This window comes from Myxosarcina sp. GI1(2024) (assembly GCF_053543375.1).
This window is the reverse complement of the sequence record NZ_JBKGTY010000001.1, coordinates 815079-829215: the sequence shown is the minus strand read 5'-3', so window position 1 is coordinate 829215 and position 14137 is coordinate 815079. Positions and strand designations below refer to the sequence as shown.

Genomic DNA, 14137 nt, shown 5'->3' with positions numbered 1-14137 from the left:
AGAGTTCCTCCTGAAGAATGAGAAGTTTAATTACCAATGAGTTGTGAATTAATCTAAATTGTATCTTAAATGTTTTAAAATTCAATTTAAAATGTCATGTATTTTTGAACGATGAAAAACTATAAATTATTGCCAGCAGCACTGCCTATTAGCAGTTGCGGCTACCCGTATGCATTTGAAAATAAAGTTGAATTTCTGTAAAAATGGAATTGGTGAGCTGGCAGTGGTCGGGCAAGCATGGACGAGTAGTTAAAGGCATCAATCTCACAACGATGCTCTGGACAAATGGGGACAAACACATCCCCTGCGACTACCGACTTTATGAAAAAGTGGTTGACGGAGCTACCAAAAATGACCACTTCCGGAACATGCTGCAAACGGCAAGAAAACGAGGTTTTACGCCAAGTTGCGTGGCTAGGAATAGCTGGGGTTCAGTGCCTTAGACAATCTCGAGCTAATTCGCAGTTATGGTTGGACTTGGTTGACCCGACTGAAGCGCAATCGTTTGGTCAACCCCGATCGCCTTGGCAATCGTCGGGTAGATGAAGTTGATTTAAGTGAAACGGGAACTGTGGTTCATCTTAAAGGTTATGGCTTAATCAAAGTATTCAAGATAGTTGCTACAGACGGTGACACTGATTACTGGGCTACCAATGACCTTCAGATAACTCCTCTTCATCGATTACAGTATGCTGAGTTTGAGTGGGCGCTCGAAGAATATCACCGAGGGCTGAAACAGTGTTGTGGTGTTGAGCGGGCACAGGTTCGTTCCTCCCGTGCACAGCGCAACCACATTGGTTTAGCTATTACGCGCTTTCCTGCGCTTAGAAATTCACTGGTTCAAGACGGGCATTAGTTGGTATGAAGCTAAAACTAGCATTCTACGCGAGGCGGTACGCTCCTATTTGGCTTCTCCCTGGTTAACTCTCTCGCCAACTGCGTAACTCCCGATCGTTAAACGTTACTAGCGATCGCCAAAATTTTGTTTTTAGGGACACAGTCGTAAATTTTTGTTATATAATTATTGAATCTATGTTTTGAGGTAGAAATAAATCCTACATTAGGGCTTTAATATCTATCTGTTTACTTACATAGAATCCAAAAAACAAAATTAAACTTCATTACTATGCCTAATCTTTGTTAACTAGAGCAATTTAGCAAACCAAAGAACGGGGGACCCACATTCGGGGCGTATCTCTATAGAAAAATGTAGAGAGGGACACTCTCAGTCCTAGCCCGTCAGCTAACCTCGTCGGCGTTGAGAGGAAACTGAAGGGAAAATAGCAATTTACCCTCATCAGTGTTCCTGAATCATACAGTTTAGTCGTGTGAATTCCTGAAACATGGGGGTTATTTATCGTGAATTTGTCTATTCTTGCTGTTGCTGGGGAACTAGCGTGGAAGCAAATTAAGCCCGTGGTAATTCGAGATACGGTTTTATTACCAGCAGCGGGTTTTTTAGGATTAATTTTGGTTTGGTGGGCGATCGCGCTACTCCGTCACGAACTGATGCCCACGCCACCAGAAGCTTTAATCGAAAATTTAGACTATATCTTTCATCCTTTTTATCGTCGGGGACCTGGAGATTTAGGATTCGGTTGGTTATTGTTGGCAAGTTTGAGAAGGGTAATTATTGGGTTTTTAATCGGGGCTGCAGTAGCAATTCCCGTAGGGTTTTTAATTGGGATGTCCCGAGCGGCGATGCTGGCAATCAACCCACTAATCCAAATCCTCAAACCCGTATCACCCCTAGCATGGTTGCCGATCGCCCTAGCTATTTTCAATCTTGCTAATCCGTCCGCAATCTTTGTAATTTTTATTACTTCTCTCTGGTCTACGATTATCAATACCGCGATGGGTGTCGCTAGCGTGCCTAAAGACTATCAAGATGTGGCGCGAATGCTAGAAATGCCCACCTGGAAAAAGATCTTTAAGATTATTCTGCCAGCCAGCTTGCCCTATATTTTTATCGGTTTGCGGATTAGTTTGGGTGTCGCTTGGTTAGTAATTGTGGCGGTAGAAATGCTGACAGGTGGTATCGGTATTGGTTTTTTTGTTTGGGATGAATGGAGTCGCCTCAATCTGAGTTCGGTATTTTTGGCTGTATTTGTCATTGGTGTGACGGGTTTAATCCTCGATTACCTTTTGAGTTTATTGCAAACTTGGATAACCCATCGTCCCGCTAGTTCTTAGTTGCCGAGTCTATTTAGCTAAGCTGGAGAATTTTTTTAATGAATCATAAGCTAACCCGAAGAGCCTTGTTACGAGGCTTAGGGGCGAGTGCCTCGGCGATCGCAGTTTCTGCCTGTATCAATAGCAATAGTCGTACTACGTCAAGTCTAACTAAACCCGCTCTAGCAGTGGAACCAGTTGTCAGACCAGAAAGTTTAGAAAAGCCCAATTTGACTATTGGCTACGTTCCCGTGAACGACTGCGCTCCTTTAGCTGTAGCGTGGGAAAAAGGTTTATTTCGCAAGTATGGCTTAAATGTTACCCTCAGCCGTGAGGCTAGTTGGGCTAACTCTCGCGATGGAGTAATTTTCGGTCGCCTAGATGCCGCTCCCGTAGTTTCTGGTGCGGTGATGAACGCTAGAGTGGGAGCAGAAGGAGCGCGAAAAGCTCCCTTATGTGCTGCCATGACGATCCACCGTCACGGTAACGCCATGACTTTGAGTAAGGAATTGTGGAATGCTGGGATTCGTCCCTGGCAAGATTATCGAGGAGATTTAGAGCAGCTAGGACGAGATTTCGATAGTTATTTTCGTCAAGCTCCTCCAGAAAAAAGAGCTTGGGCAGTAGTATTGAGTTCGTCAATTTATGAATATTTTACTCGTTATCTAATTGCCGCTACTGGTTTAGATCCCGTCGAAGAGTTTCGCATTATGATTACGCCGCCACCGCAAATGGTTACCAATATGCGAATTGGTGCGATGCAGGGTTATATGGTCGCAGAACCTTGGAATACTCGGGCAATTTCTGGAAATGAGGGCATCGGGTTTACTTTCGCTCAAGGTAGGGAAATCTGGCGGGGACATCCCGATCGCGTTTTGGCAGTGATGGAATCATTTATCGATGAAAATCCCAAAACCTATCGTTCTCTCGTCAAGGCACTGATAGAAGGCTGTCAATATTGCAGTAAACCAGAAAATCGCGAAGAAGTAGTTCAAATTATCTCCGGACGTTCTTTTACGGGTGCAGAACCCAAAATAACTAGAGCGGGAATTGTCGGCGACTACAACTATGGCGGTTTTGATGACCAGCGGCGAATTGTTAAAAGTTTGGAAACTACTTTATTTTTCGATCTTCCTGGAACAGTTTCTAGCGTTTTCCACGATCATTCTACGTTTTTGTGGCAGTCCCAAAACTTGTGGCTACTAACTCAAGCAGTACGCTGGCAACAAGTAGAACGATTTCCCCAAAATGCAGATAAAATTGCCCGTCAAGCCTGGCGGACTGACTTGTATCGTGAAATTGCCGCCGAAATGGGTATTGAATGTCCGACAGAAGATTACAAAATCGAGCCAGCAGAAGCATTTATCGATAATAAAGCCTTCGATCCTAGCGAACCTGTCGCCTATCTCAACAGCTTTAAGATTCGAGCTAATGCACCGCGCTCATTTTTTATGTCTTAATTCTTTTGCTAATAATTGATTCTATTTTTTCACAGGAGTTTTCCAATGTACCATTATCATACTGCTACCAACAGTCTTGTTGAAGACCGCTGCCAAGAAGAATTTTTGGTCATCGAAAATTTAGTCAAAGCTTATTCCAAACCTGACGGCAGTCGCACTGTGATTCTCGACGGAATTAATTTAACTATTGGGGCGCAAGAATATATTTCGGTCATCGGTCATTCTGGTTGTGGCAAATCAACTTTATTGAGAATTATTGCTGGTTTAGATAAACCAACTTCGGGGCTAGTAACCTTAGAAGGCAAAGAAATTCGTAAGCCTGGTGCCGATCGCATGATGGTTTTTCAAAATTATGCTCTCTTACCTTGGCTGACGGTTAAAGAGAACATTCGTCTGGCAGTAAATGAGGTTCTGACCAAAGCTAGTCGCGCTGAAAAAACCAGCTTAATTAACGAACATATAGCAATGGTCAATCTAACTGAAGCTGCCGATAGATATCCCGATGAAATTTCGGGAGGGATGAAACAACGAGTAGGAATTGCTCGCGCTTTAATTACTCGTCCGAAAATGTTATTGATGGACGAACCTTTTGGTGCCTTGGATGCTTTGACCAAAAGGAAGTTACAAGCTCAGGTATTGGCAATTTGGGAAAGTCACCGACAAGCGGTAATGATGATTACCCATGATGTGGATGAGGCAATTTATATGTCCGATAGCATTATTTTGATGACTAATGGACCAGAAGCCAATATTGGCGAAATTCTGACCGTACCTTTTCCCCATCCTCGCGATCGCCATGCCATTCAAGAATCACCAGATTATTACGAACTGCGCAATCGAGCTTTAGACTTTCTAGAACAGTATCAATAATTAAATTAGCGATGCTTAAATCTAGTTAGTTTTAAATCTACTGACCGACTGTCAGTAAGGATGAACAAAGATGCCACTTAAGTTCTCTCGGGAGATCGAACTTTTACTTACAAAATTGACTACTAAACCAATAACTCTGACTGAAGTTCTCCAAGAAACCGCCGAACGAAGTTTTAGTTTGATTATTGGCTTATTAGTATTACCTTTTTTATTTCCGATGCCTCCGGGTTTGTCTGGCGTACTAGGACTTGGCTGTTTGCTATTAGGAGGACAAATGGCACTAGGTAGGAAATCCCCTTGGCTACCGCAACGAGTGGCTAAGTTTAAATTTCCCCGTAGCTTCAGCCAGCAATTATTAAAAAATGTCCGAACCCTCACGGTCTGGTTAGAAAAAATCGTGCGTCCGCGTTGGAAACCAGTAGCTACTAATTCTTACACTTGGAGAAGCAACGGTTTTTGTATTGCTTGGCTATCAATCTTACTGATGTTACCAATTCCTTTTACTAACCCTTTGCCTGCCGGGACAATTTTGCTCTTGGCAATAGCTATTATAGAAGCCGACGGCTTAGTGATGTGCATCGGTTATTTTTTAACCCTAGTCAACACCCTATTTTTTCTATTTATTGGTTATGCACTCTGGCAAGCTCCTCATTTACTACCTAATCTTTTTAAATAATTTATATCATTCCGAATAAGAAAGTAGAGTGGCGTTTGCTCCAGCCTAATTTTTTTAATAAGCAAAATAAAATATGAATTTTCCGACTACTTCTGACGCGGTTGCTATGCCCAAAATTAACCAGCCTTGGCACGCGATCGCGCTCGAACAAACTACTGGATTATTGCAAAGCGATCCCGAGCGCGGATTGTCTGGCGATGAGGTAGCTCGAAGACAAAAATACTTCGGAGCCAATGAACTAAAAGAAACTGGTGGACGCAGTGCTTTAACTATCCTGTGGGATCAGTTTACTAATATCATGCTGATCATGCTAATTGTCGTAGCCGTGGTTTCAGCAATTTTAGATCTGCAAGAGCAAAACTTTCCCAAAGATGCGACCGCGATTTTTGCCATCGTCATTTTAAACGGAGTTTTGGGCTATCTTCAAGAAAGTCGAGCCGAAAAAGCTTTAGCCGCTCTCAAACGTCTGTCTTCTCCCCGGGTGCGAGTTATCCGCGACGGCAGTACTCAAGAAGTCGATGCCAAAGAACTAATTCCAGGAGACATCATGCTCATCGAAGCAGGAGTTCAAATTGCTGCCGATGGACGTTTGCTAGAAGCACAAAATCTGCAAATTGCCGAGTCTACCCTAACCGGAGAAGCTACTGCGGTTAATAAAGAAGCAAATGTCATTCTAGCCGAAGATATTGCCTTGGGCGATCGCGTTAACTTAGTATTTCAGGGCACAGAAATAATTCAAGGTAGAGCTAAAGCGATCGTAGTTCGCACGGGCATGGAAACCGAAATCGGGCGTATTGCTGCCATGATTCAAGGCGTGCAAAGCGAACCCACTCCCCTGCAACAACGGATGACCCAACTGGGTAACGTGTTGGTCAGTGGTTCGATGTCTCTAGTCGCTTTAGTAGTAGTTGGTGGGGTATTGCGCTCGGGATGGCAATTTTTTGACGAACTACTAGAAATATCTTTGAGTATGGCGGTAGCAGTAGTACCAGAAGGACTACCTGCAGTGGTAACTGTCACTTTGGCAATTGGAACCCAAAAGATGATCCGTCGTCAGGCTTTAATTCGCAAACTGCCTGCGGTAGAGACTTTGGGTTCGGTAACTACCATTTGTTCTGATAAAACGGGAACTCTAACGCAAAACAAAATGGTAGTGCAGAGGGTGCATACAGCTTCTTTTCACTTTACCGTTAGCGGGGAAGGCTACGAACCGTCGGGAACATTTTACGCTCGAGAGAGCGATTCCTCTTCGGCATCTGGTGAAGCCAATTCTATCGAACGAGAGTTAGAAGTTAACAGGTTGTTACAAGCCTGTGTTGCGTGTAACGATGCTTTGCTCCAGCAAACTAAAAACCATACGAAAAAAACTATCGACTATTCGATTTTAGGAGATCCGACAGAAGGGGCATTACTGGCTTTAGCTGGTAAAGCAGGGATTTTTAAAGAAGAACTGGACTTAAAAATGCCTCGTTTGGGAGAGTTTCCCTTTTCTTCCGAACGCAAACGAATGTCAGTCATCGTAGCCAATCCCAACGATTGGGAATTACCCTACCTGATGTTTACCAAAGGCTCTCTCGAATTAATTTTAGAAAGATGCGAGCGCATACAAATTGACCGCCAGACAGAATCGATTGCCGAGGAACACAGACAGGAAATTCTCGAAACTAACGATCGCTTAGCAAGCAAAGGTTTACGAGTGTTGGGTTTTGCCTATAAACCTCTGGCAGAAATTCCCCCGGCGGGTACAGAAGCTGAAAGCGAACGGGAATTAATTTGGTTGGGTTTAGTCGGAATGCTCGATGCACCTCGTACTGAAGCCAAAGAAGCCGTTCAACGTTGCAAACAGGCAGGTATTCGTACGGTGATGATTACTGGCGATCATCCCCTTACCGCCATGGCGATCGCCGCTAGATTGGACGTTGCTAATTTGAGCGATCGCTCGCTGACGGGACGAGAATTAGAAGTAATGTCCTCGGAAGAATTAGAACGAATCGTCGAAGATGTAAACGTTTACGCTCGGGTAGCACCGGAACACAAACTACGCATTGTCAAGGCACTACAAAAGCGGGGAGAATTTGTCGCTATGACTGGTGATGGAGTTAACGATGCTCCCGCCCTCAAACAAGCCGATATCGGCATTGCCATGGGGATTACGGGAACTGATGTTAGCAAGGAAGCTAGCGATATGATTTTGCTGGATGACAACTTCGCTACTATTGTGGCGGCTACGGAAGAAGGTCGGGTAGTTTATGACAATATTCGTCGCTTTATTAAATATATTCTCGGTAGTAATATCGGTGAGGTGTTAACTATTGCTGCCGCTCCTCTATTGGGTTTGGGTGGCGTTCCGCTCTCTCCCTTACAAATTCTCTGGATGAACCTAGTTACCGACGGTTTACCGGCTTTAGCCTTAGCGATGGAACCAGCCGAACCCAATGTCATGCGCCGTCCTCCCTATAGCCCCAGAGAAAGCATTTTTGCTCGTGGTTTGGGATTGTATATGCTTAGAATTGGGATTATTTTTGCTTTACTAACTATTGCTCTAATGGTTTGGTCTTATAATTACGCTCCCGACCGTTGGAAAACGATGGTGTTTACTACTCTTTGTCTGGCTCAAATGGGACATGCTCTAGCAGTTCGTTCCAATACCAGGCTTACTATAGAAATGAATCTTTTTTCCAATCCCTATGTGTTGGGTGCGGTGACTCTCACTACTGTTTTGCAATTGCTACTAATTTACCTCGAGCCTTTACGAAATTTCTTTGGCACTCTGGCACTTAATCCTACCGAATTATCTATTTGCTTTGGTTTTAGTATGCTAATGTTTGTTTGGATTGAATTTGAAAAACTATTCCAACGCTGGTTTTTAGCACGACGTTAATTCTAATTTCGCTGCTTTTCTCAGGAAGAGCCAAGCCAAACCAACAAAAGGAGTTTCATCTCAAGATTAAGAAGACTTCGACGTTAAAGCCAGTCGAAGCTGTAAACTAGCAAATATAGAGCAATCCTATTTAAGATGTGAGCACTATTTGATAAATTGTTTTTTGTTATCTAATGATTATATTTAGTAGTTTTCATCAATGATTTAGGACCGCAATATTAGCCGCTGATTTTAGGGCAAGAGCAGACAAAAGATATGGGCGATCGCTTTCAAGAATTGCAAGATCGGTTACGAGATTGGACAAAAGCCTCTATTCCAGGGGAACTTTGGCAGAGCGTCGATCTTTTCGACCAAGATGATTATGATATTTTGGTCGTACCCTCCTTCAGCGTCAATCAACAAGTCGGACAAAAAATAGCGGGATTTCTTCACTATGAAGAGAGATTGTTATTTTCCCTAATTCGATTGCGTAATCCTCACACTAGAGTAATTTACGTTACGGCTTTACCTCTGTGTCCCATTGTCATCGATTATTATCTGCAACTATTGCCCGGAATACCTTTTTCTCACGCTCGCGATCGCCTGTTACTAGTCAGTCTTTACGATGCTTCTTTAAAACCGCTGACTCAAAAGATTTTAGAACGTCCCCGTCTGGTAGACAAAATTCGCCGTGCGCTGCGACCGAATAAAGCTTACATGGTCTGCTATAACTGTACCGAGTTGGAGCGTAGATTATCTTTGAAATTAGATATTCCGTTATTGGCAGCTTCTCCCGATTTACTTTATTGGGGTTCGAAAAGCGGGAGTAGAGAAATTTTTGCTGAATGTCAGATTCCCCATCCAGACGGTAGCTACACGGTGGAAAATACCGAGGAGCTAGTCAAAGAACTATACAATCTCTGGTCGAGACAATCCGAGCTGAATAAGATTGTAGTCAAGCTGAATGAAGGTTTTTCAGGAGAGGGTAATGCCATACTAGATCTGCGACCGATTCGCAATTATGCTCCCGGCAAACGCGATCGCGCTACGACACTAAACGCTTTAGAAAAACAATTAGAGCAGCTTAGCTTTCAAGCCGAAGGCGAAACCTGGGACAGTTTTGCCCAGCGCCTTCCCGAACTAGGGGCAATTGTCGAGGCATTTGTTGAGGGAGAGATTAAGCGATCGCCTAGCGTTCAAGGCTATATCAGACCGACCAAAGAAGTAGAAATCATCTCTACCCACGATCAAATATTGGGAGGAACAGACGGGCAAGTGTATATGGGTTGTCATTTTCCTGCCGATGCTGCCTATCGACTCCAACTACAGGATTTGGGACTTAAAGTGGGAGAAGCTCTAGCCGCGAGAGGAGCCATGGAGCGTTACAGCGTCGATTTTATTACGGTACAGCATCCCGAAACTAAGGAGTGGGATATTCAGGCGATTGAAATTAATTTGCGTAAAGGTGGTACTACTCATCCCTTCATGACCCTGAAGTTACTAACTAACGGCACCTTCGATTACGATACGGGTTTGTTTCTCAGTCAACAAAACCAAGAAAAGCACTATATCGCTACAGATAACCTCCAAAAACAACAGTATTGCGGTTTGCTACCCAACGATTTGATGGATATCATTGCCGAAAAACGCCTTCATTTTGATAGCAGTAGTCGCACGGGTAGCGTATTTCACCTCATGGGTGCATTGTCAGAATTTGGCAAGCTAGGATTGACCAGCATTGGTAATTCTATAGACGAAGCGCAAGAAATCTATGAACGCGTGGAAGCAGTCTTAGACAAGGAAACCGAAAATTATCACGATTGCGCTTCTAGCTTACCGATTAATTGGGACAAAGACAAAAAATAGCTTATCGAGAAGCTTTTAGCTAAATAATTGGTAAAAGGGGAAAGGAAAATGTTTAAAGGTTTTGTTTTACCTCCCTCATCTACGAGGGTTGTCTGAAAAGACTAATGCATACCTTCACCCAAAGCTACAGCAATGTTCATATCGGTTAAGTACAAATTTAGCTGTATTTCAATAGTTGACATTTAAGCAAACACTTAACTATTAATTAAGTGTATATGAGCAGAACTGGTAGTAAAGCTGATGTGTTTTCAGCGATCGCCGATCCGACTCGACGGGAAATCCTCGACATACTTCGTCAGGGAGAACGAACCGTCAAGCAGATTGCCAGACCGTTTCAAATGTCTCTTCCCGCTATTTCTCAACATCTAAGCGTGTTATGTGAGGTGGGACTCGTAACTAAAAGAAGAGAGGGACGACAGCGATACTATCGCTTAAATCCAGAGCCTTTGAAACAGGTATCGGAATGGGTAGACCGTTACGAACAATTCTGGCAAGAGAAATTAGATGTCCTGGGTGACTATTTGGAGAGCAATCCATGAGAGAGCAAATAAAGCTAAATGTTTTTTATCCTCATTCACCACCGAAAGTCTGGCAAGCTCTAACTGACTGCCGCATCTTAAATGCCTGGATGATGAAAAATGACTTTAAACCGCGTTTGGGACATAAATTCAGATTTGAAAGCAATTGTTTACCAGGAATTAAAACCATCATTCGCTGTGAGGTAGTAGAATTAGACGAGCCAAAACGCCTCGCTTACACCTGGCAAGATGAAGTTAAGAGCCAACCTTCACTAGTAATTTGGACGCTAACCCCAGTCAAAGGCGGAACGCAACTGCAATTAAAACATCTGCTAACTGGATACGCGACAACGGTTGTTCGTAATGACATTGAAAGCTCGAACTTATTTTTATACCAGGAGACGGAACTGAATTGCGATCGCCAGATATCACAAATAAGTTTACGCCAACGAATGATAAGAGATAAACCAAACTTCCCACTTGACTACAGAGATTCTCAAGCGGAATGGAATTATCGTCTCGAATATAAATTACCACAGGACCACAGGCGTTACAACTTTAGAGACTGTTTGTTAAACAAAGATTAAAGCCATGTGTAGAGTGGGTTAGGCGTAAATATAGGAGGGAAGATAACGTTAGATTTTTCGTTAGCCGTAACCCACAGGACTTACGCACTTCAGCATTGTAAACCTAGATTTACCGTTGCAAACTAGCTGCTCAAACAACGAAATTTCGTTCAACTGCGTAAGTCCTGACCCACCAAAATCAATCTAATCGCTTTTTAATATGAAATTAAAACAGCCATGAACGAAGCGAGTCAGTATCTTTTAGCATTGGCAAGAAAGAGCATACAGGCTTACATAGTCAACCCAGAAGCCAAAGCGGCAATGATTACAGGGTCTACTGCTACAGGACAAGCAGATTTTTATTCTGATGTCGAGATGTTTATTTATTACGATAAATTACCCTCTAAAGAAAAGCTACAGCTTGCCCGTCAGCAAAATCGAGGTTCCGAACCTATTTTGACTTTTGACGATTACCAAGAAGGGCACTTTGGCGAGTTTTATTATCTCGACGGAGTACAATTCCAGATTGGCAACGTAACCATTGGCTTTTGGCAAGAGGAAATGGCGACGGTGCTGCGAGATCTCGACGTGACTTCTCCCCTACAAAAAGCTCTTTCGGGAATGCTTGACTGTATTCCCGTGTACGGCGAGAAATTAATTTCACAATGGAAGAGACAGATTGCTGACTATCCCGATGCCCTCGCACGGGCGATGGTAGAAAAATATCTAGATTTTTTTCCAATTTGGGCGGTAAGAGAAAAACTAGCTACCAGAGATACAACACTCTTCCAACATCAAATACTCGTGACAGCAGGACAAAATTTACTTGGCGTTTTGGCGGGACTGAATCGTTTGTATTACTCCACTTTTCAGTTTAAACGCATGAGACAGTTTATCGAACAGATGAATATCGCTCCAGAAAACTTATATATGCGTCTGGAAAGTCTCTATCATACAGAACCTCTAGCTACTGCTAGCCAACTTAAAGAACTGGTAGCTGAAACATTGGAATTAGTCGAATCATATATGCCAGAAATAGACACATCAAAAGTCAGGCAACAGCTAAATCGTCAACAGCGCAGTTGGAAACCATTAACAGAGGAGAAAAGGCTTAAAAAGCGTCCTTTATAGAATAAATATCATCGAAGTTTTATTTAGAATGAAGTGGTTCTTGCACTCAGCAGATATTTTTACCACCGACACCCCAAGAGGCAGATATTAATGCTGTCAACTTCAGTCTCGTATCTGTTGCAGAACATGTTTTGAGTTCTAGATTTTAAAGAAAATGCAATACTTGAATTTGTTGGTTAGGTATGGGGGGATTTTGGCGCGTTCTTTGCCTTTAATTTGGCAGGCTGCTTCTAAAGAAGTTACTTTTCTAACTTTAATGACGCTCGTGCGAGGTATCGTTCCTGGGTTCAGTATTTGGATTAATAAACAAATAGTTGATGCTGTGACAAGTGGTTTAAGTTCTCAACAGCCAGATAATTCTGTAAACTTATTTTCTCTGGTTTTTGCTTGGGTAGCAGCTATTTTATTACAGAGTATTCTAGAGCCATTTCATGATGCTAGTTTTAGAAATACCAACGATAAACTTTCTAACCATATAAATTTATTAATTTTGGATAAAGCCAACAGTTTCTTAGATTTAATTTATTTTAAAGACAGTAATTTTTATAACGAACTGCAATTAATTGAGGAGGAAGTTAGTCGGCAACCACTCAATCTTATAATGTTTTTTGGTAATGGTTGCCAATATTTAATAAATCTGATTACGATGTTAATTTTATTATTTACTCTGGCTTGGTGGATTCCTTTATTACTTTTGGCTACAACATTTCCCAAGGTTTATTTCTCTTTTAAAATCCAATGGGATATTTGGAAAACAATGACGAGAAAATCTCCCCAGTCTCGAAGAATGAAATATTATTCTTCCGTACTATTAACCGATACTTATGCCAAAGAGGTGCGTTTGTTTGGATTGGGTTCATTATTTAAACAACGCTATCAAGAAGTTTTGCGGATAAATATCGAGCCATGCGTAAAATACGAGGTAAGCAAGCTTGGAACTTAAGTATCTGGGAAATCTTGAGTGCTAGTGGTAATGCGATCGCTTTTTATCGCGTAGTTGTACGAGCAATAAATAACCAGATTACCGCAGGAAATATATTGCTATTTATTCAAGCTTTAAACTACATTCAAACCAGATTACAGGTTTTATTTAGTGAATTTTTTGGTTTGCAAGAAGCTCTAATTTTTATGGAGCGTCTGTTTAAATTTTTAGACAGTAAACCAACTATGGAGCTTACTTTTAGTGACAAAAATATACCCACTCCCATCACATCAGGAATTGTCTTTGACAATGTATCTTTTACTTATCCAGATGGCAGACTAGCATTAGATCGAGTTTCTTTTTCCCTCAAACCAGGTAAAACCATAGCATTGGTAGGAGAAAATGGCGCCGGAAAAACAACTATTATCAAACTGCTGGCTCGACTTTACGATCCTAGTGCCGGCAAAATTTTAATTGATGGCATTGACCTGAAAAAGTTAGATTTAAACCAGTGGCGACAACAAATAGGGGTAGTGTTTCAAGATTTTTGTCGTTATAGTTTGACAGTCGGAGAAAACATTGCTTTAGGAGATTTAACTGCTTTAGAGAAATTAGAAAAGCTAAAACTGGCAGCTTCAAAAGCAGGAATTGCCGATAAGATTGATCGCCTCGAAGATCGATACCAAACCTTATTAGGTAAACAATTTGATGGCAAAGAACTTTCTGGAGGAGAATGGCAAAAAATTGCGATTGCCAGAGCCTTTATTCGAGAAAAGCGATCGCAACTATTAGTATTAGACGAACCTACAGCAGCTTTAGATCCCCGCAGCGAATACGAAATCTACAACCGTTTCTCAGAATTAGTCAAAGGTAAAACGGCAATTTTAGTTACTCATCGCCTAGCTTCCGTATTGATGTGCGATCTGATTATGGTTTTAAAAGCTGGCAAATTAATCGAACTGGGTACTCACCGAAAATTACTACAAAAACAGGGAGAATATGCTCATCTGTGGCAAATTCAAGCTCAAGCATATCAAATCTAATACAGCAATTCTCATTTTAAGATTTCATGACATTGAAACCCAGTCCAGAATCG

At 42.1% G+C, this 14137-nt stretch carries 11 protein-coding genes, 1 pseudogene and 1 riboswitch; all 12 genes and pseudogenes read left to right on the top strand.

Annotated features, from left to right (window positions below):
• Nucleotides 1-203: 203 nt before the first annotated feature.
• Nucleotides 204-944, top strand: a pseudogene (locus ACLFKQ_RS04065) (IS701 family transposase); the annotation flags it as partial.
• Nucleotides 945-1117: 173 nt separating this feature from the next.
• A riboswitch (cyclic di-AMP (ydaO/yuaA leader) is annotated at nt 1118-1273 on the top strand.
• An 86-nt stretch (nt 1274-1359) separates the two neighbouring features.
• Complete coding sequence (ntrB, locus tag ACLFKQ_RS04060; protein WP_448998598.1) at nt 1360-2193, top strand: nitrate ABC transporter permease; 834 nt, start codon at nt 1360-1362, stop codon at nt 2191-2193.
• Nucleotides 2194-2231: 38 nt separating this feature from the next.
• Nucleotides 2232-3632: a CmpA/NrtA family ABC transporter substrate-binding protein gene (locus ACLFKQ_RS04055; RefSeq protein WP_448998597.1), complete on the top strand. Its 1401-nt coding sequence runs from the start codon at nt 2232-2234 to the stop codon at nt 3630-3632.
• Between the two features lie 45 nt (nt 3633-3677).
• Entirely contained in the window at nt 3678-4502 is an 825-nt protein-coding gene (locus tag ACLFKQ_RS04050) for an ABC transporter ATP-binding protein (RefSeq protein WP_448998596.1), read from the top strand.
• Between the two features lie 70 nt (nt 4503-4572).
• Nucleotides 4573-5178, top strand: coding sequence for an exopolysaccharide biosynthesis protein (locus ACLFKQ_RS04045; protein ID WP_448998595.1), 606 nt, complete (start codon nt 4573-4575; stop codon nt 5176-5178).
• Between the two features lie 73 nt (nt 5179-5251).
• Entirely contained in the window at nt 5252-8059 is a 2808-nt protein-coding gene (locus tag ACLFKQ_RS04040) for a cation-translocating P-type ATPase (RefSeq protein ID WP_448998594.1), read from the top strand.
• Nucleotides 8060-8314: 255 nt separating this feature from the next.
• The gene (locus ACLFKQ_RS04035) at nt 8315-9904 is read left to right on the top strand and encodes a peptide ligase PGM1-related protein (protein WP_448998593.1); all 1590 of its coding nucleotides are present in this window, start codon (nt 8315-8317) and stop codon (nt 9902-9904) included.
• A gap of 215 nt (nt 9905-10119) precedes the next feature.
• Nucleotides 10120-10443, top strand: coding sequence for an ArsR/SmtB family transcription factor (locus tag ACLFKQ_RS04030; RefSeq protein ID WP_448998592.1), 324 nt, complete (start codon nt 10120-10122; stop codon nt 10441-10443).
• Nucleotides 10440-11009: an SRPBCC family protein gene (locus ACLFKQ_RS04025; RefSeq protein ID WP_448998591.1), complete on the top strand. Its 570-nt coding sequence runs from the start codon at nt 10440-10442 to the stop codon at nt 11007-11009. Before ACLFKQ_RS04030 ends, ACLFKQ_RS04025 begins: the two co-directional genes overlap by 4 nt.
• Nucleotides 11010-11225: 216 nt before the next feature.
• Entirely contained in the window at nt 11226-12119 is an 894-nt protein-coding gene (locus tag ACLFKQ_RS04020) for a hypothetical protein (RefSeq protein WP_448998590.1), read from the top strand.
• 154 nt (nt 12120-12273) lie between these two features.
• Nucleotides 12274-13062, top strand: a complete 789-nt coding sequence (locus tag ACLFKQ_RS04015) for a hypothetical protein (protein ID WP_448998589.1) — start codon at nt 12274-12276, stop codon at nt 13060-13062.
• The gene (locus ACLFKQ_RS04010; protein WP_448998588.1) at nt 13026-14084 is read left to right on the top strand and encodes an ABC transporter ATP-binding protein; all 1059 of its coding nucleotides are present in this window, start codon (nt 13026-13028) and stop codon (nt 14082-14084) included. Before ACLFKQ_RS04015 ends, ACLFKQ_RS04010 begins: the two co-directional genes overlap by 37 nt.
• Nucleotides 14085-14137 lie beyond the last annotated feature (53 nt).

Excerpts from the sequence above, each read along its gene's own strand:
- ACLFKQ_RS04040 (WP_448998594.1), top strand. The coding sequence starts at position 5,252 with ATGAATTTTCCGACTACTTCTGACGCGGTTGCTATGCCCAAAATTAAC.
- ACLFKQ_RS04025 (WP_448998591.1), top strand. The coding sequence starts at position 10,440 with ATGAGAGAGCAAATAAAGCTAAATGTTTTTTATCCTCATTCACCACCG.
- ACLFKQ_RS04015 (WP_448998589.1), top strand. The coding sequence starts at position 12,274 with ATGCAATACTTGAATTTGTTGGTTAGGTATGGGGGGATTTTGGCGCGT.
- ACLFKQ_RS04045 (WP_448998595.1), top strand. The coding sequence starts at position 4,573 with ATGCCACTTAAGTTCTCTCGGGAGATCGAACTTTTACTTACAAAATTG.
- ACLFKQ_RS04020 (WP_448998590.1), top strand. The coding sequence starts at position 11,226 with ATGAACGAAGCGAGTCAGTATCTTTTAGCATTGGCAAGAAAGAGCATA.
- ACLFKQ_RS04055 (WP_448998597.1), top strand. The coding sequence starts at position 2,232 with ATGAATCATAAGCTAACCCGAAGAGCCTTGTTACGAGGCTTAGGGGCG.
- ACLFKQ_RS04050 (WP_448998596.1), top strand. The coding sequence starts at position 3,678 with ATGTACCATTATCATACTGCTACCAACAGTCTTGTTGAAGACCGCTGC.
- ACLFKQ_RS04030 (WP_448998592.1), top strand. The coding sequence starts at position 10,120 with ATGAGCAGAACTGGTAGTAAAGCTGATGTGTTTTCAGCGATCGCCGAT.
- ACLFKQ_RS04010 (WP_448998588.1), top strand. The coding sequence starts at position 13,026 with ATGCGTAAAATACGAGGTAAGCAAGCTTGGAACTTAAGTATCTGGGAA.
- ACLFKQ_RS04035 (WP_448998593.1), top strand. The coding sequence starts at position 8,315 with ATGGGCGATCGCTTTCAAGAATTGCAAGATCGGTTACGAGATTGGACA.